Genomic DNA, 19,229 nt, shown 5'->3' on the forward strand with positions numbered 1-19,229 from the left:
CCATGAAGCAGGCGGTTATTGAGCTGTTTACCATATTCCTTATCGCTATTGGCCGTTACCTGGCCATTGCAGGATCGGCCTTCGTGATCGTGTACAAGTGGCTGCCGGCAAGGATGGCCGCCGCGAAGATCCAGCTGCGTACGGTTGCCGCTTCACAGGTATGGCAGGAGATACGGCATTCCGCAACAGCAACGCTGATGCTGGTCATTGTTGCATATGCCGTGATGGCCGGCCCGCTGCGCCCTCATACGCTTATATATGCAAGCGTGCATGATTACCCCCTGTGGTGGCTGCCGCTGAGCTTCGTGCTCGCGCTGGTGATGCACGATGCCTACTTTTACTGGCTTCACCGGCTGATCCACCACAAACGTATATTCAGGTATGTTCACCTGGTGCATCACCTGAGCGTGAATCCAACGCCATGGTCATCTTACTCATTTCATGCTGTAGAAGCTGTTCTGGAAGCGGGTATCATACCGGTGCTGGCTTTCACGCTGCCACTCTACCCCGGTACTATCGCGGCTTTCACGCTGGCGTCGTTCATCATCAACGTATACGGCCACCTGGGCTACGAGATCATGCCGCAATGGTTCCGCCGTTCTGTGCTGTTCGGGATCATCAACACTTCCTGCCATCATAACCAGCACCACAGGCGGTTCCGGGGAAATTACGGGCTGTACTTCCGGTTCTGGGACAGGCTCATGAAAACTGAACACCCGGACTATGTTGCGGAATACGACAAGGTGCAGGAGCGGAGATTTGGGAAGTAACCCTCCAGCCATAAAGAAGGGATTGCCTGTACGGGCAATCCCTTCGATTTTTGCCGGCCCATGGCAGGTACCCCAGCCTTATCCCCGGGGTTTTTGAAAATCTGGCACATTTTCCCCACTTTCGCATTTAAACCAGAAACGCTAACATACATTCATGAGGGATGAGCAGCTCATATGGGATACCTTCCGGTTCGGAGATGAATCCTCCTTCAAAATGCTCTTTGAACAATACTACACCCCTCTTTTCAACTACGGCCATAAATTCTCTGCAGACGATCATCTCATCCAGGACGCGCTGCAGGAGCTGTTTACCAAGCTCTGGAAGAACCGGGAGGCTATCCGGGAAACCGGCTCTGTCAGGAACTATCTCTACAAATCTTTCCGGCGCGTGCTACTCCGCATGCTGGAAGTGCAGCACCGGAAATACGAATTCTCACCGCTCATAGAAGTTACCAATCCTGCCACGGAGTTCGGTTACGACGAAACCATCATCAGCCGCGAGCGCCTGGAAACCATCCGTGCCAACCTGGCCCGCGCGCTGGAGAAAATGTCGCCGCGGCAAAGGGAGATCATCCACCTGCGCTATTATGCGGAAATGGAATATGAAGAGATCGCCGTGATCATGCAGCTGTCGCCTTCCAGCACCTACAAACTATTATACAAAGCCATCGATACCCTCAGGCAGCATCTGAGCCGGAAAGACCTGTTTATCCTCTACTCCTTACTATCCTTGAAAAATATCTATTAAAAGCTTATGGAAGGGGGCGTTATTAGATAATATTCAATAATTCGCCCGGAAAATAAAATTGTTGATTTTTTATCCCAGGGAGGGATAAAAAGGCAAATCATCGTGTGATAATATAAACCATGGATCAGGATCGGGATTACAGCAAATTTACCACGACGGATTTCTTTACAGACGATCTGTTTGTCAGGCACGTACTGTCGGGCGACGATGCGTCTTCCGCCTACTGGCAGGCTGTAGCCCGGGAGTATCCCCGACAGGCCGGGGCCATGGAGCAGGCGCGGCTGTGGATATGGGTGCTGAATAAACAGGCGATCTACCAGCCGAAAGTTCCGGCATCGGAGGCGTGGGCGGCGATCGAAGCTAATATCGCAGAGCACAGCCGCCGGAGGCAGTACTACCGGCCTTTGCGCATAGCTGCCCGGTGGGCAGGCGCTGTGGCGGCCAGCCTGCTGCTGATGATCGCCATCCGCGAGTTTTCCGCGCAGGGTAAAAAGACCTATGTCACAGACTTTGGCAAACGCGAACAGATCGTGCTGCCGGATGAATCCATCATTACGCTGAACGCCAACTCAAGCATACATTACGACCGGACCTGGCGTTCCGGTAAACCGAGGGAGATATGGCTGACCGGGGAAGCCTATTTCGAAGTAAAACATGTGGCCGTCCGCAACCGGCTGCAGCAATCAGATTCCTTTCATGTGCATGTTGGAGGGCTCGACCTTACCGTGCTCGGTACCCGCTTCAATATTAAGAACCGCCGCCGGCATACAGAAATATCACTGTTGGAAGGCAGCCTGCGCATAGCCAGAACAGGCGCGGGCGCATTTGTAAAGATCATCAAGCCAGGCGAGGCCTTCGTGTGGGACAGCACACAGCTCCGCCTGCGGGAAATGGAACGGACGCCGGATGCCAGCAGATCGTGGACGCACGACGAACTGGACCTGGATGGCTATTCGCTCCGCGAAATCCTCAACGTGCTGCAGGATACCTATGGATACAGTATCACCCTGCAGGCGCCGGAACTGGCGGAAAAACGATTGACAGGCACTATTCCGGCACAGAACGCCGAAGACATTTTATTCGTATTGAAAAAAGTGTTCGATCTGAAGATCGAACAGGAAAACAAACATTTAACGATCAGCCAAAATTAGACAATGAGCAAAAAATTGCTGGTGGCCATGTGTTTCCTTTGGGTTACACTGCCTATAAGCCTGTATGCGCAACAACAGGTGCCGCTTAAGAAAGCGCTGGATGAAGTAAGGGCCGTGTACGGCACCAAGTTCTCCTACGAAGAACATTTACTGGACAATATTTACGTACCGAAGAAAACGTTCACCAAAAAGGAGCCGGTGGAAAGCGTGCTGAAAGATCTCTTATACGGCAAGGGTTTCCTCTTTCTCTACATCCAGGAAAATTATTACACCATCATCAAAGATAACCGGCCCAAACCAGGACCGGGCGAGACAGGAGAGGAGCAGCCTGGGGACGGCGGGTATGTGCAAACTATCTCCGGCCTTGTAACGGATACAGATGGCAAACCATTGATAGGCGTTACCGTATTACCTGAAGGGTATGCTGTTCACTGGGGCGTCACCACCAGCAGCGATGGACGTTATACGCTCCGTCTGCGGGAAAAGACCGAAGCGCTGGTGTTCAGCTTCATTGGCATGGCGCCGCATAAAGAAACGCTGGACGGGCGTTCCGTCATCAATGTGAAGCTGGAAACAGATGTTAAACAGCTGAATGAAGTTGCCGTAATATCCACCGGTTACCAGAAGATCCCGAAAGAGCGGGCCACTGGCGCCATAAACGTTATAGACGCCAAAACCATCCGCGAGGTGCCCGCCGTGAACATGCTGGAACGCCTCGAAGGCGCGGTGCCGGGCGTGCGCTTCGATGTAAGGAATAACAGGATCAGTATCCGGGGGATGAATACCCTCAGCACGGCCACCTCCAGCACCCCGCTGATCGTGATAGACGGTTTCCCCGCCGTAGACCAGGACCTGTCTAAGCGCGAGAATTCCGGGGCTTCCATTGGTACCATTTTAAGCCGGTACAATCCCGAAGACATTGAATCGATCACCATCCTGAAAGATGCCGCGGCCACCTCCATCTGGGGCGCCAAAGCCGCCAACGGCGTGATCGTGCTCACTACCAAAAGAGGAAAGAAAAATTCCTCCCAGATGAATTTCAGCACCAACCTCAGCATTTCCAATCCTTCCAATATGAAGAACCTGAACAGGATGAACAGTGCGGAATACATTGAGCTGGAAAAGGAAATGAAAGACCTGGGCTACTTTAGCGATCCCGCCGTGTGGGACAACAGCTGGATGACCTTCAACCAGAACCGTCCTGTGAGCGAGGCGCTGGAATGGATGTTCAGGGCAGACCGCGGGCAGGCCACCCCGAAACAGCGGGATTCAGCGCTGGCGGCATTAGGCAGCCTGGATAACCGCGGCCAGATCAGGGACCTGCTGCTGCAACGCGCCGTTTCCCAGCAATATAACCTTTCGTTTTCCGGCGGCGGACAAAATAGTACTTATTATCTCTCCACCAACTACACGAAAGATGTGCCGGTGTACAAGAGCAATAAAGGCGAAGCGTATTTCGTGACCGCCAATATGAGCAACGAGCTGTTCAATAAAAGAGTGACCGTCAACACCGGCATCAATTACAACTACGCCAACACCACTTCCAACATGGCCACGCTGAATGCGATCGGCAACGGCAGGCTGGGTTTGCGCCCGTATGAAATGCTGCAGGACGCGCAAGGCAATACTATCGCCCGCTCCATCGATTTCCGCGATGAAGTGGCGGCGGACTTCCTTGCCAAAGGATACCTGCCCTGGACGTATAGCCCGCTGCAGGAACTGGATTACGGCTTCGTCAAAACCAAAGAGAACCGTTTCCGTTTTAATGCGGACATTATCACCAGGCTCACCAACTGGGCCGACCTGAGCGTGGCGGGTTCCCTGCAGCGCAACACCGGCAGCACCGCTACGCTGGGCGAACTGAACAGTTACGACACGCGTACCATGCTGAACATCGGGACCACCATAGGCGCCAATGGCCGCCTGGTATACGGCGTGCCTTATGGCGGTAAATTAACGAGCGACACCTACAACGAATCGGCTTATTCATTACGCGGGCAATTGAACGTCAATAGATCATGGGGAACCCTCTACAGCCTGAATGCATTGGCTGGTGCGGAGATCCGTGAGCAGACGGGAGAACGTTACTCGCAAACCCGTTATGGCTTTGATGAAGCTACTTTTTCTTCCGCCAGCTGGAAGCCTAATGATCCCTACAATACCGTTTACGGCTGGACCAACACGCTGAGCTATAACGACGGCGGGATTAACAAAAGCATCAGCCGGGCGCTGTCTTACTACGGGAACGCTGCCTTCTCCGTGCTGAGCGGCCGCTACATTGTTTCCGGCAGCCTGCGTTTCGACGATTTCAACCTGCTGGGCGCTACCCGCGGCCAGCGCGCCAAACCGCTGTGGTCCGCCGGTGTGAAGTGGAACGTGAGCTCGGAAGATTTTATGCGGAATGTAAACTGGCTCTCCAACCTGAACGTGCGCTTCACCTATGGTACCGGCGGTTCCATACCTACCAGCGTGAGCAACGCCGCCATCCTGAGCCTGGGCGGTATAGACCCGGTTACGATGGAACCCATCGGCTCCGTGCAAAGCCCGGCCAATAATCACATCAGCTGGGAGCTGACCCGCACGGGTAACCTCGGCGTTGATTTTTCATTGCTCAACAACCGCCTCAGCGTGAGCGCAGATGCTTACCGCAAAAGGACAACAGACATCCTGTGGACTTTCCCCATCAACTCCACCTATGGCTGGAATACCCTGCCGTTCAACGCCGCTTCCATGAAAGGCCATGGTTATGAATTGGGGCTTCGCGCAGAGGTGATCCGCAGAGCGGACTTTGGATGGGCATCCACTTTCAACATTTCCTACAACACCAACGAGGTAACGGATGCGCGCTTCAAACGCCCTTCCGGCATACAGATCATCGGCGGCAACTTCGTGGAAGGCATGCCCCGCGATGCCATGTACGCCTACCGCTGGGCGGGCCTTGATAACCAGGGGCGCTCGCAGATATTCGATAAAGACGGTAAGATCATCACCGCAGATAACGGCAACAACGTGATCACTACGGATGATATCGCCTACATGGGCCGTACTACGCCTCCCTACTTCGGCGGTTTCTTCAACGATTTCAGATACAAATCGTTTACCCTCGGCGTACGCATCAGCTATGAAATGGGTCATAAGATCCGCCGTTATTCGATCGAGAACTATCCCACTTTCACAGGTGACTACTATGGCCTGATCGGCAGCCAGAAAGACCTGGCGCTGCGCTGGCGCAAACCGGGCGACGAGGCCTCCACCAATGTGCCGGGCCTGGCGAACGTAAGCATCAACAACATCAACCGCTACAAATTCTCGGACCTGCTGGTGGAAAGCGGCAGCCATATCAGGCTGCAACAGGTGTCACTGGGTTACCAGGTGCCTCCGCAGGTTTTATCCCGCATCGCGGTGAAGTCGCTGGGCATGAGCGCATCCGCCCGCAACCTTGGGATCATCTGGAAGAAGAACAAAGCCGGCATAGACCCGAGCTACGTTGCTTCCTCGAATTATACCAACCTGCCGCCCGCGCCGGCATTTTACCTGAGCCTGAATGCTTCTTTCTAACCGGAAAAAGAATGACGACATGACACTGAAAAATTTCTATATAACACTCCTGGCCATCGCAACCATTGCGCCATCCTGCCGCAAATTCGTGGAAGTGGACCAGCCCAACCAGCGTTTATTCAGATACACCGCAGACTTCCAGCGCCTGCTGAGCGACAAGTCTGTATTTGAAAGAACGGCCAGCCTGCCGATGCTGTCTGCCGATGACATCAACCTCGATGCGAATGCATCATTGCAAAACCTGTTCAACAGTGGAACCGACAGCATATACATCTGGGGCGCGAGCTATTACACCACAGATCAGAGCGATGCAACCTGGGACCAGCTCTACAACACCGTCTACGTCTGCAACCAGGTGATCGAAAATGTGCTGGGCAGCGAAGGCGGCACAGACGCGCAGAAGAACAGCACGCAGGCCGAAGCCAAAGTACAGCGCGCTTATACTTACCTCACGCTGGTAAATCTCTACGCAAGGCCTTACAATGCAGCCACGGCATCCACAGATCCCGGCCTGCCGCTGCTGCTCAAACCCGACCTGTTCGTAAACCTGGAGCGCGCTTCCGTGCAGGCGGTGTACGACCAGGTGATCAAAGACCTCACCGAAGCGCTGCCTGCATTGCCGGCCCAGCCTTCCAACAATATTCACGCCGCCAAAGCGGCGGCGCATGCTACCCTGGCGAGAACCTACCTGTATATGCAGCGTTTCGCTGAAGCGGCAGAGCAGGCGGGGCTGGCATTGGATTACCGGAACACCGTGCTGGACCTGAATGTATATGCTACCGGTACGGCTTTCCCGCGGCGGTTAGACAACCCGGAAGTGATCCTGGCCAGGCAGGTTACGATGCCGGGCAACTTCAACCTGCCGCTGAGTGATGAGCTGCTGGGAAAATTTCAAACCAATGATCTGCGCTATGAGCTGTACATGCGCCCCGGTAATACTTTCCAGCCGGCCTTTACCGGCCGCGGTTCCTGGCGCGCAAGATTGTTTGGCGGCGACAACGTTACCACTGGTATCACCGTGCCGGAAGTAATGCTCACCCAGGCGGAAGGCCTCGCGAGAACCGGCCAGTCCGGGCCCGCCATGAACCTGGTGAATGCCCTGCGGCAAAAACGTTTCCGCCCGGCGGATTACATGGAGCTTACCGCAACTGACGCCAACGCAGCGCTGCGCATCGTGCTGGATGAAAGAAGGCGCGAGCTGTTTGGCACCGGCCTCCGCTGGTACGATCAGCGCAGGCTGAGCCTGGAACCGGCACTTGCGGAAACGGAAACACGCGTGTTCAAAGGCAATACCTATACGCTGGTGCCGGGCAACCGCTACGTATATCCTATCCCGCCGAAAAATATTGATCTCAACCCGGAACTGACGCAGAACCAGCGATAACAAAAAATGATGAAAGATATGAGGAAAAAAATCACCCTGATCGGCAGCCTGCTGCTGCTGGGCATTACCGCTGTGCAGGCGCAGCAGTATGAACAGTATAAGAACGCCGCGCCGGAAGAACTGGTCAAAAGAAAAGACCTTTCACAGCAGGAGCTGGAAGCCGTACACCGGTATTTCCGTTTCGGGCTGAAAGACAATAAAAAAGCCTCCGAACTGGAAACGCTGATCATCGCAAAATATCCTAAAGGTTCTTTTGCGCGGTTCAATGCCTTTCAGAAAGCAAGCACCGGTAAAGACAATGAAGAAGTGATCGTGAACGGAGAGCGTTTCCTGCAGGCTTTCCCCTATGAAGAATGGAACGCCAGCCGCAACGGCCAGTCTTTTATTTACTACAACACCCACCGCATGCTGGGCACGGCCTATTTCGAAACCAGGCGGTTCGATAAATTCCTGGCCATGTGCACAACGCTGGATTACAAAACGGAGAACGAGATTTTCCGCTGGAATGTAATGCGGGCGTATGTTTTTAAATTACTGGGGCAGGATACGCTGTACAATGTGGCCACGCCGGTGATCAAGGAGCTGATCCGGAAAGTGAAGGACGGCTCTTATGTAGAAGGCGGCGTGTTCAACAAAGAGCAGGCGCAGGCCAATGCAGATGAGCAGCTCGATAATCAACTCGGCACTTACATCAGCCTGCTGCGCGATATGAAGAAGTACGCGGAAGCCAAAACATATTTCAAACACCTGTCTCCCAAAGGCGCCTGCGGCTCCGCTGAACTGAACGATACACACCTGGAAATACTCCGGCAAACCGGAGACGAGCCCGCTATACGGCCTTTCCTGGAGCAATGCATGAGAGCCAATGCCATGACTCCGCGCATGCTGGATGAACTGAAAAAACAGTATATGAAGGAAAACGGGAACGCGGACGGGTACGACCAGTACGCCGCTTCCCTGCGCTCCCCCGTAGAGCTGGAAGCCATGATGGCATACGTGAAGGAACATATGACCAGCAAGGAATTCATGCCATTTGCCGTGGAAGATGCGGATGGCAATACTGTACGCTCCAGCGAATGGGGCGATAAAATAGTGGTGATCGACTTCTGGGCTACCTGGTGCAAACCCTGCATCATGGCTTTTCCCGGCATGCAGCTGCTGACGGATAAATATGAAAAGGACGATAAAGTGGCGGTGTACCTCATGGGCACGATGCAAACAGGGGATTACAAAGAAAAGTCTACCGGCTATGTGAAAAAGGAGGGATTCCGTTTCCACCTGCTGCACGACAACATCAGCAAAGTGACCGGCGGGCAGGACGGAGTGTTCAAAACATTCGTGCCTTTCTTCCAGTCATCCGCCATCCCCAGGAAAGTGATCCTGAAAGACGGAGTGATGCGTTATACATCGGAGGGTTACTCCGGCAGCCCGAGCAAGCTGGCCGAAGAACTGTCTATGGCCATAGAAATATTAAAAAACGAGCAATAGGTTATGAGGATGAGAAGAATGGCCGTTGCCGCCGCGGTGATGGCGAGTTTTACCGGTACGCTCAAAGCGCAGGTAAACCCGAAAGAGAAACTCTGGCAGACATTGAAGGCCATCGAGGAGAATTACGTGGATTCGCTGGGGGAGAACCGGCTGGTGGAAGCCGCTATTGCCGGCATGATGAAGGAGCTGGACCCGCATTCGCATTATTTCGGCAGGCTGGAATCCGAAGAGCAGCAGGAGGCCATGAAAGGCCGCTTTGCAGGCGTGGGCATCCAGTTCATGATGGAGAACGACAGCGTGTACATCACGCAGGTAACTGCCGGCGGCCCTGCTGAAAAGGCCGGCCTGCAGGCGGGCGACCGCATCCTGTCTGTAGACGGTGAGCGCGTGACCGGGAGCCGGCAAACCAGCTACGCCGTGATGAAAAAGATCCGCGGGCAGAAAGGAACGAACGTGGCGCTGGAAATATTCCGCAGGTATGTGCAGGCGCCGTTCAAAAAACAACTGGAACGCGATTTTGTGGCGGACCATTCCGTGCGCGCCGCTTATATGATCAATGATAAGACCGGTTACATCGCCCTCCGCATTTTCAACGAAACCACCCGCCAGGAAATGGACAAGGCGCTGATCGCACTGAAACAGCAGGGCATGCAAAACCTCGTGCTCGACCTGCAAGGCAATGGCGGCGGGTATGTGCAGGCCGCTATCGGCGTGGCAGATGAATTCCTGCCGAAAGACAAGCTGGTGTTCTACAGCGTGGGCCGCGACAAAGGCAGGGACTATTATTACACCGGCGGTTTCGGGCAGTTCCCTGAAGGCAGGCTGGCAGTGCTTATAGACCAATCCACCGCCTCTGCCGCAGAAATACTCACCGGCGCGCTCCAGGATTGGGACCGCGCGCTGATCGTTGGCAGGCGGAGCTTCGGCAAGGGCCTGATGCAGCGCCCCGTGCCGGTATTCGACGGGTCTGTGCTGGAACTGACCGGCGCCCGCTATTTCACGCCTTCCGGCAGGTCCATTCAAAAACCTTATCACGGCGCGCAGTACGACGATAACATCCAAACGCGCCTGCAAAGCGGCGAACTGCTCAATGCCGGCGCCATTCATTTCCCCGATTCACTGAAATATACCACCCTGCTGCATAAACGGACCGTATACGGCGGCGGAGGCATTATGCCGGATGTGTACGTGCCCATCGATACCGTGGAGTACAGCGGCTGGCTGCAGTCTGTTTCCGCAGCTGGCATCACCGGCAAATACACTTTTGAATACCTGGATGATCACCGTGCGAAACTGCTCGAAGCATATCCGGATTTCAACGCATTCAACAAAAATTTCACGGTGCCACCCGGCCTGCTGGAAACGGTAACAGGCACTGCTGAAAAAGGAGGCCTGCCGCTGCAGCCCGGAAGCAGGAACAGGGCCGTTCAGCTGCTGGCGCTCGACATCAAAGCGCAACTGGCCGGCCAGCTGTACGCCGGGAACGATTACCTCCTGCGCGTGCTCAATACAGACAATGCCAGCCTGCAGGAAGCCTTGCGGATACTGGCGCAACCATCACTTTACACAAAACATCTGAAACCATGAAAATTTGTCGCATACTCATGCTGGCGGCGGTCGGCGCGCCATTGCCGCTCGCTGCCCAGCAAACTTATACCATCAAAGGCAGCGTGGGCAAACTGAACCCACCGGCCAAAGCATACCTCTCTTACCGGGTGAACGGTGAACGCATCCTGGACTCCACGGAGATCAGGAACGGGCAGTTCCGCTTCAGCGGCAAAGCCGTTGGTACCCGGGAAGCCCACATTCTTGTGAAGCACAGCATTGAAGAGCACAACCCCGTTACCCGCCCGCAGGAAGATGTGCTGGCCTTTTTCCTGGAAGACCGTACCATTACTATCACTGCCAAAGATTCCATTCACAACGCCGTGATCAAAGGCTCGCCAACGCAGGACGATAACCTGAAGGTAACCGCCATGCTGAAACCGTACTACGACAAGTATGAGCCGCTGAACAGGGAATTCAAAGAGCAGCCGGAGAGCAAACAAAAAGACTCCGCTTACATTGCCAGCCTTGAGCAAAGGGCAGACGCGATAGCAAAGGAGATCGTGAGCGTGAAAATGAAGTACGCAAAGGCCAATCCCGGCAAATACATGTCACTGATGGCTTTCAACTCCACGCTTCCCCCGGAGTTTGACGCGGTGCAGGCGGAGAAAGATTTCCTGGCATTGAGCGAAGACATCCGCAACACCGAGTTTGGCAAAACGGTGCGGGATAAAATACTGAAAGTGAAAAAAACACAGGAAGGCTCCCCCGCGCCCGAATTCGCACTGAACGACGTGAACGGCCAGCCCGTGAAGCTGTCTGACTTCCGCGGTAAATACGTGCTGCTCGATTTCTGGGCCTCCTGGTGCGCTCCCTGCCGCCGGGAGAATCCCAACCTGGTAAAGGCGTACGATGCTTTCAAAGACAAAGGTTTCACCATCCTCGGCGTTTCGCTGGACAAGCCCGGCGACAAAGACAAATGGCTGGAAGCGATCCGGAAAGACGGCCTGCCGTGGACCCATGTGTCTGACCTGAAAGCATGGGAAAGCGAGGTAGCGAAGCTGTATGATGTGAACGCCATCCCGATGAACTTCCTCATCAACCCCGACGGTAAGATCATCGCCAAATACCTCAGGGGCGGTGCCTTGGAAGAACAACTGAAAAAAGTGCTGCACTAATCGCTGAAGATATTTCCTGTCGAAACCCAACCATGAACCTTTTGTGAAACAGCTTGCGCAACGCTGCCTGCTGTTTTGCAAATGGTTTTTTGAACAAGAGGCCTGGAGCGAGTTCAGACGGACAAGGTGCCGCAAGAGAATAAATGGTAACTTTGCTTATAAAGTTGCCCTTATGCTTAAAAGGAAGAAGCAACAAAAATACCTCGTCAAAAGATGCCTGGAAATACGGCGGCAGCTGCGGGCTTTTGCTGATTCCGGCAGCCAGGAGGCGCTGCACAAACTGCGTGTAGAGATAAAAAAAATAAGAGCGTTCGAAAAATTTGCAGTACCGGGTAAGGAGAACGCCAAGCGCATGAAAACGATCAGGGAAATATTCCACCGCGCGGGAATTATCCGGGAAGCCAATATCAACCTGCAAATGATGAAGCAGTACCACATCAATCATCCTGCATTTAGCACTGAAGCCACTCAAACCCTCCGTCAGGAATCCGAACAATTCCGCCTGCATGCCGCCGGTTATGATCAATACATCAGGAATACGGTCAGCGCTCTTCTGCGGGCAACACGCCCCGTCCGCAACAGGGATATCAGGCATTGGGCTGCCCGGCAGCTGAAGAAAATAGCGGCCGGGGTTACTGCATTATCCACAGACCAGCTTCATGAGGCCAGGAAGAGCATCAAGAATCTCCTGTATGTGCATGGGATATTGCCCGAACGGTTAGTGGAGCGGTTGAATTTGAACATTCCGTATCTGGACCAGCTGCAGGATGATATTGGTAAATGGCACGATACAGCGTTAGCCGTTGATCTGCTGGCTTCCGGCGGTGCGGGGAATAAAACAAAGATCATCAAGCTGAAGAAGGAGCAGGATAAAATGAGTGATGCTGTTCATGCGGCGAGTGATGGTTTTTGGGATAAAGCCGTACAGCCGTCGCCGTGAGAAGTAATAGGATAATTAATGAAGCCTAGTTGATTTTTTCCAAAACCAGACAGTAAGAAATACAAAAAGTATTGAAAAAATAATTGCAATAGGTAGCACAGATTCTCGGTTCTCAGCAATATCAGGTGCATTTGAAGTTAGAATGCGAAATGTTTCCCGTAAAGATCCTAAGCTCACCAGGGCCATAATAATTGCATAGATTTTCCATTTATTCATTTTGGGAAATTTAGATATAGGTACTAGATTTTCTGCAAGATAAGTTTAAAAAAAATAATTTACTGATTTCTGGTAATATCAATACCTGGCAGTAGAACGCCCCTTGATCAATCTCGATTTCAACACCACATCTCTCTCTGCCGCCACAAGTTTATCTTTCCTGTTGATCAGCTTGAACAGCTCGTTGGCGGCTGTTTCACCAATATCAAAGGCGGGCTGCGTGATCGTGGTAAGGGAAGGGTTCAGCAGGGAAGCGGTCTGGAGGTTGGAGAAACTGATCACCTTAATGTCTTCCGGTATCCTCAGCCGGATCTTTTCGCATACCCGGTAACAGATCACCGCCAGTTTTTCTATCGATGCAAAAATGCCATCAGGCTTTTCCCTAAGGAGCATCTGTTTGAGAGACTGGAAGGTCTCTTCGTTATCATTGGCTGATTCCAGCACCAGCGGCTCCGCCTGGGAAGAATGTTGCTGCAGCGCGTCCAGGTAACCTTTCATGCGGATCTTGCCCACGGGAATATTTTTATGCACCTGCAGGTAGGCGATCTTTTTGCATCCCGCATCGATAAGGTGCCGGGTGGCGACAATGGCGCTTTCATAATTATCAGAAGTAACCTTTACCACATCTTGCAAGGTATCGGATACCCTATCGAACATCACGAGCGGGATCCCTTTCTTTTCCAGCTCTCCCAGGTGATGGTGGTCGTTGTTTTCGCTGGACATAGACAGCAATACCCCGTCCACCCTGCCATTCGCCAATGTTTTGATGAAGGAAACCTCCAGCTCATGATCGCCATGTGTAAAATAGAGCAGGATATGGTAGCCTTTGCTTTGGGTAATTTTTTCAATGCCGCTGATCACAAGCGAAAAAAAATCATTCACCATGTCGGGTATCACTACGGCGATCATCTTGGTCTTTTGTCCGCGAAGGCCACTGGCATTGGGGTTAGGCTCATAATTCAACTGTTTCGCTAACGCGAATACTTTTGCTTTGGTGGCGGCACTTATTTCATGGCTATCCCTTAATGCGCGTGATACTGTAGAAATGGCAAGATTTAGCTCTTTAGCCAGGTATTTGATGTTTATCTTATTCATGTAAGTCTCCCGGTCACCTACTAATAATAGGATTATTAGTTAATAAAAACAACTAATGATATCCAAATTCACGGAAACGTTTCCGTAAATATTAGCGCATTTATGCAGAATCCCGCATTTTTCTTCATAAGTTTCCGGTCCAGTTTCCAGTTCCACGTCAGTTTTTATGCAGGTTTAAAACAAAAAAAATGAAACCACCAGCACAACCAGTTTCGTAATCGCTTAGCTTTTTTAACCACAGACAGGGTCAGTGAACCGCCCGTAAATCCTTTGCAGTAAAGGGAAGGGTTTGTTATGTCCATACAGTTCCACAAAAAACTTTGTGCACTCCGCGCAGAGCGGGCTTGTTTATGCCTGACCCGATCCGCTACTTTTTTTTCAGAAATCTACGCTATGAAAAGAACACGATCAATTATCCCACGCCATTCCGTGCAACTCTACAGGTACCAGCTATACCTGAAGAGCGCCGCCGGAGTGTTCTGCTGCCTGTGCCTCTCACTGTCCGGCACAAACGCCGCAGCCGCCCCGCGGCCTTACCAGGCACAGCGGGCAGACAGTATCCCTGAAGTTGAGGTCAGGAAAGATTATGTCCAGGTGCTTAACAACCGGCAACCACGGCACGACGTCAGCGGGTCATTCGCTACCATGTATGGCGTTTCCGTGGAAAACAACCCGGTGATCAATAACCTGAACAAAATGCAGGGCCTGCTGCCCGGAGTCTTTATCATGCAGAACAACGGGGAGCCGGGCGATGAAGCCGCCGGCGTACTGGTGCGCGGCAAAAGGACCTTCCGCACCAATGGCCCGGTGATATTGGTAGATGGCTACGAAAGGAATATGGAATTCCTGGATCCCAACGAGATTGAATCCATCACCGTTTTAAAGGATGCCGCAGCTACGGCACAATACGGCCTCCGCGGCGGGAACGGCATTATTCTCGTTACCACCAAAAGAGGGCAGGAAGGCCGCATCCGCATCACCTTCAACGCCCGCACCGGTGTTAAATCGCCCACTACCACGCCTAAGCTCCTTAACTCCTACCAATATGCGACGCTGTATAACGAAGCGCTGACCAACGACGGCTCCGCGGCGAAGTACAGCGATGAGGAACTGGACAAATACGAAAAAGCATCCCGGGGCATTTATGAAAATGACCTCGACCGCTACCTGTACCCGAATATCAACTGGTACGACGAGTACGTCAACAAATCTACCTGGCAGCAACGTTACAGCCTGAACATCGAAGGGGGCAACAAAGCGGCGAGGTATTTTGTATCCGCCGGCTATACCCGCAACAGCGGCCTGTATAAAGTAGATGAGAACGCGAACACCTACAACACGAACGCAGATTTCAGCATGATCACCCTGCGCTCGAATGTAGACATCCAGGTGAACAAACGTTTTTCCATGACGCTGGACATCGCCGGCCGGCAGGAACAAAGCACCACCCCCGGCTCCCGGACGGATGCATCGCTGCGCGTATTCCGCTCTCTTTATAAAACACCGCCCAACGCCTTTCCCGTATTTACGCCGGACGGTACGCTCGGCGGCACCAAGGACTTTACAGGCAATCCCTACGGCCTGCTGAACAACCAGGGATATTCCCTCTATTACGTCCGCAGCATGTTTGCCACCTTCCGCGCGAAACATGACCTGGACTTTATCACCAAAGGCCTTGCCATCAAAGCCAATGTGGCTTTCGACAGCTGGTACGATATGATCACCAACCGGAGCAAAAGCTTTAAGGTATACGATCTGCGCCAGCCCAACGGCGACGTGGAATACAAGCCAGATGGCAGCATCAAATACGTGGAGACCGGTTCCAACACACAAATGTCTTCCGGTGTAGAATACCCTTCCACGCAAAGGATATTCAATGCCGACGCATCCCTGAACTACGACCGTGAGTTCGGCCGCCATGCGGTATCAGCTTACGTTGCCATGGCGCAGCGCATTATTTCCAATGAAAACAACGGCAACATTCCCCGTGCATACCTGGGCGCAAACGGTAAGGTTACCTATGTATACAACAAGCGGTATATCGCCGAATTCAACTTCGGCTACCAGGGCTCAGAGCAATTCCTTCCCGGGAATAAGTTCGGCTTTTTTCCCGCTGCATCGGTGGCATGGGTGGCTTCCGAAGAGAATTTCCTGAAAGGCAGCAAATGGGTGAACTTCCTCAAACTCCGTGCATCCCACGGCCTGACGGGCAATGACGATATCGGCGGGTATTTCCTCTGGTACCAGAAATACGCTACCTCAGGCGGTGTGAACTTCGGATATACCTCCATCGGCTACACCGGCTGGAATGAATCCGCATTCGCGCTGAACAATGTAACCTGGGAAAAAGTAAAAAAGACCAATGTTGGCATCGACGCGACGGTACTGAACAATAGGCTGAGCTTCAGCTTCGACTGGTTCTATGAAAAGAACAGGGACATCATGATACAGCCCGCGCTGCCTAATATCATGGGCATCCGCTTCCCTGACTTTCCCATTGGCGTGATAGAGAACAAAGGGTTTGACGCCTCGCTCGCTTACACCCAGAAGATCGGGAAAGTGGAACTGACGCTGAACGGCACGGTTACACGGGCGGAAAATAAAGTGCTGAACAGGGGAGAAGAGGTACAACGCTACGAATACCAGACCCAGACCCGCCGGCCGCTGGACGCCATCTTCGGCCTGGAAGCGCTGGGCCTTTTCCAGGACCAGGCTGAAATTGACGCAAGCCCCCGGCAGACCTTCGGGGTGGTTAAGCCCGGCGATATCAAATATAAAGATCAGAACGGCGATGATGTGATAGACGCCTATGACGCGGTGTATCTCGGCCGCAGCAATTTCCCAACCGTTCAATACGGCGCGGGGCTGGGCCTCCGTTATAGTGGTTTTGACCTGAACGTGCTGTTCACCGGCCAGTCGGGCACCAAACAAACCCTGAACGGCGAAGCGATGTATGAATTCCACGACAACGGCACCGTTCGCGAGCATCACCTGGGCCGCTACAATCCCGATGACCCGGCCAGCTGGGCCAATGCCACCTATCCCCGTTTATCGCTTTCCAACAAAGCCAACAACCAGCGCACGTCTACCTATTGGCTGAAAGACGCTGCCATGGTAAGGCTCAAGTCGATGGAGCTGGGGTATACGCTGCCGGAAAACCTCAGTAAAAAGATCAGGATGGAAAAAGTAAGGGTGTACGTGAGCGGTTATAACCTGTTCACCTGGTCCAGCACAGACCTGATGGACCTGGAAGCAAGGTCTACGCACTACGTGCTGTATCCCATCCAGCGTATCCTCAACGCCGGCCTCAGTGTTACTTTTTGATCCTGTTTAACTGAAACCTGAAATCATGAAAAGATCTACTTGTCAATATCTCATGGCGGCCCTTGCAGCAGGCGTGATAGCCGGTTGCATGAAACCGCTGAACGTGGTGCCGGTCGAGTTTAAATCTGCGGACGATGTGTTTACAGATTCCGCGCGCGCGGAACTGTTCATCAACAACGCTTACACAGACCTGCCGGCAGACGTTTCCGCCAGTTACAACTGGCTGGATGGCAACGCCATGCTCGCCTCCGCTTGCGATGAAGCCACGCACGTATCTACCAATAAAACATCTCCTTCCGCGGCGCAGCGCATGAGCGCTGGCAACTGGAACCCTTCCAGCATGCGCTACTGGCGCGCCAGCGACGGGGCCGGTGAAATAGGCTCCTGGCTGAAATGGGGCGGCTATCACGGCAACAGGAAAGCCAACACCGCCCTCGCCAACCTGCACAAACTGCCTACCACCACCAGCGAAAGGTTCCGGAAAAGAATGCGCGGGGAAGCCCTTTTCCTCCGAGCCCTTCATCACTGGTTCCTTTTCCAGAAATGGGGCGGCATCCCGATCGTGGACCGGTCGTTCGAAGCCAGCGACGACGTGCTGCTGCCACGCAACTCCGTGCAGTCGGTCGTCAACTTCATCGTGCAGCAATGCGACGAGGCCATTGCCCTGCTCCCTGCAGACCCATACACGGAACCCACAGAAGTAGGCCGAGCGGACCGCGGCAGCTGCATGGCGCTGAAGGCGAAAGTATTATTATACGCCGCCAGCCCGCTGTACAACAGGGCCGGCACCGATTCGCTCACCTCGATGACCAATGTTGATCCTAACCGCTGGGCGCTGGCGGCCAAGGCTGCACAGGATGTGGTGGACCTCAACTGGTACACGCTGTATAAGCCCACTACCAACGGTCAGCGCAATTACAAGGAATTTTTCAACGCATGGGGCGCAGGCACCACCAACCGCGAATTTATCTTCGGCCGTTTGAGAGGGCCCAACCGCGATACGGAAAATGATAACTTCCCCGCCGGGTTTACAAACGCCAAAGGCGGCACCTGTCCTTCGCAGGACCTGGTAGACGCCTACGAAATGGAAGACGGCACCGTTTTCAGCTGGACAAATCCCGCACATGCAAAAGATCCATACCTGAAAAGAGATCCGCGCTTCTATGCCAGCATTATCTACAACGGTGCGAAGTATGCAAAATTCGCCAACAAGACCAATTACACCTTCCAGACCTATACGGGCGGCGAAAATGCTACGGGCAACGCCAAAACGGAAACTTCCTACTACCTGAACAAGTTCATGGACTATGCCAACGCAAACCCCGCCCAGGGGACCGGTACAGTGTATCATAACTGGCATTATTTCAGGTATGCGGAAGTGCTGCTCAACCTGGCCGAAGCCGCCAATGAAGCCGGCGGCCCGTCCTATACCGCTCCCGGAGCCGGCAACCCGCTCACCGCGGTAGCCGCGCTGGACCTGCTGCGCGACCGCGTAGGAATGCCGGATGTAGCGACAACCTTTAGCAGGAGAGGGCTTCCGCTGAACCAGGAAAACCTGCGGGAATTTATCCGGAACGAACGCCGCGTGGAACTGGCCTTTGAAGACCACCGGTACTTCGATGTGCGCCGCTGGATGATCATTGCACAACTGCCGAAATTTATCCGCGGCTGCGTGATCACCAAACAGCCCGACGGTACCTTCACTTACGACCCGGATGTACAGGTGGAAACCAAGGTGTTTGAAACCAAACACTACTTCTTCCCCATTCCGCAAACGGAAGTGAACCGGAACCCCAAAATGAAGCAGAACCCGCAATGGTAAACCGTTCAAC

The 19,229-nt window shown here is 53.3% G+C and carries 12 protein-coding genes; 11 read left to right on the forward strand and 1 reads right to left on the reverse strand.

Annotation, left to right across the window (positions count from 1 at the left end):
- The first annotated feature begins 2 nt into the window (after positions 1-2).
- The 9 genes from R3I13_RS09520 (at position 3) to R3I13_RS09560 (ending at position 12,762) form a co-directional block, all read left to right on the forward strand.
- Positions 3-770, forward strand: a complete 768-nt coding sequence (locus R3I13_RS09520; RefSeq protein WP_346317698.1) for a sterol desaturase family protein — start codon at positions 3-5, stop codon at positions 768-770.
- 154 nt (positions 771-924) lie between these two features.
- Positions 925-1,518, forward strand: a complete 594-nt coding sequence (locus R3I13_RS09525; protein WP_346317699.1) for a sigma-70 family RNA polymerase sigma factor — start codon at positions 925-927, stop codon at positions 1,516-1,518.
- Between the two features lie 119 nt (positions 1,519-1,637).
- Positions 1,638-2,669 carry a FecR domain-containing protein gene (locus tag R3I13_RS09530; protein WP_346317700.1) on the forward strand — a complete coding sequence of 344 codons (1,032 nt, stop codon included), beginning with the start codon at positions 1,638-1,640 and terminating at the stop codon, positions 2,667-2,669.
- A 3-nt stretch (positions 2,670-2,672) separates the two neighbouring features.
- Positions 2,673-6,227: a SusC/RagA family TonB-linked outer membrane protein gene (locus R3I13_RS09535; protein ID WP_346317701.1), complete on the forward strand. Its 3,555-nt coding sequence runs from the start codon at positions 2,673-2,675 to the stop codon at positions 6,225-6,227.
- 19 nt (positions 6,228-6,246) lie between these two features.
- Positions 6,247-7,611, forward strand: coding sequence for a RagB/SusD family nutrient uptake outer membrane protein (locus R3I13_RS09540; protein ID WP_346317702.1), 1,365 nt, complete (start codon positions 6,247-6,249; stop codon positions 7,609-7,611).
- An 18-nt stretch (positions 7,612-7,629) separates the two neighbouring features.
- Positions 7,630-9,099, forward strand: coding sequence for a TlpA disulfide reductase family protein (locus R3I13_RS09545; RefSeq protein ID WP_346317703.1), 1,470 nt, complete (start codon positions 7,630-7,632; stop codon positions 9,097-9,099).
- A gap of 3 nt (positions 9,100-9,102) precedes the next feature.
- Positions 9,103-10,686, forward strand: coding sequence for a S41 family peptidase (locus R3I13_RS09550; protein ID WP_346317704.1), 1,584 nt, complete (start codon positions 9,103-9,105; stop codon positions 10,684-10,686).
- A complete protein-coding gene (locus R3I13_RS09555) occupies positions 10,683-11,822 on the forward strand; it encodes a TlpA disulfide reductase family protein (protein ID WP_346317705.1) in 1,140 nt (379 codons plus the stop codon). Before R3I13_RS09550 ends, R3I13_RS09555 begins: the two co-directional genes overlap by 4 nt.
- Before the next feature lie 172 nt (positions 11,823-11,994).
- Complete coding sequence (locus R3I13_RS09560) at positions 11,995-12,762, forward strand: CHAD domain-containing protein (protein ID WP_346317706.1); 768 nt, start codon at positions 11,995-11,997, stop codon at positions 12,760-12,762.
- A 294-nt stretch (positions 12,763-13,056) separates the two neighbouring features.
- Here R3I13_RS09560 and R3I13_RS09565 read toward each other — a convergent pair whose 3' ends face one another.
- Positions 13,057-14,073 (reverse strand): LacI family DNA-binding transcriptional regulator, encoded by a 1,017-nt coding sequence (locus R3I13_RS09565; RefSeq protein WP_346317707.1) that lies wholly within the window; start codon positions 14,071-14,073, stop codon positions 13,057-13,059.
- 393 nt (positions 14,074-14,466) lie between these two features.
- Between R3I13_RS09565 and R3I13_RS09570 the strand changes: the two genes are divergently transcribed.
- Both R3I13_RS09570 and R3I13_RS09575 read left to right on the forward strand, forming a co-directional pair.
- Positions 14,467-17,397, forward strand: a complete 2,931-nt coding sequence (locus R3I13_RS09570; protein ID WP_346317708.1) for a TonB-dependent receptor — start codon at positions 14,467-14,469, stop codon at positions 17,395-17,397.
- Positions 17,398-17,422: 25 nt separating this feature from the next.
- Positions 17,423-19,219, forward strand: a complete 1,797-nt coding sequence (locus tag R3I13_RS09575; protein WP_346317709.1) for a RagB/SusD family nutrient uptake outer membrane protein — start codon at positions 17,423-17,425, stop codon at positions 19,217-19,219.
- Positions 19,220-19,229 lie beyond the last annotated feature (10 nt).

The organism is Chitinophaga sp. YIM B06452 (genome assembly GCF_039655965.1).
Taxonomy (GTDB): domain Bacteria; phylum Bacteroidota; class Bacteroidia; order Chitinophagales; family Chitinophagaceae; genus Chitinophaga.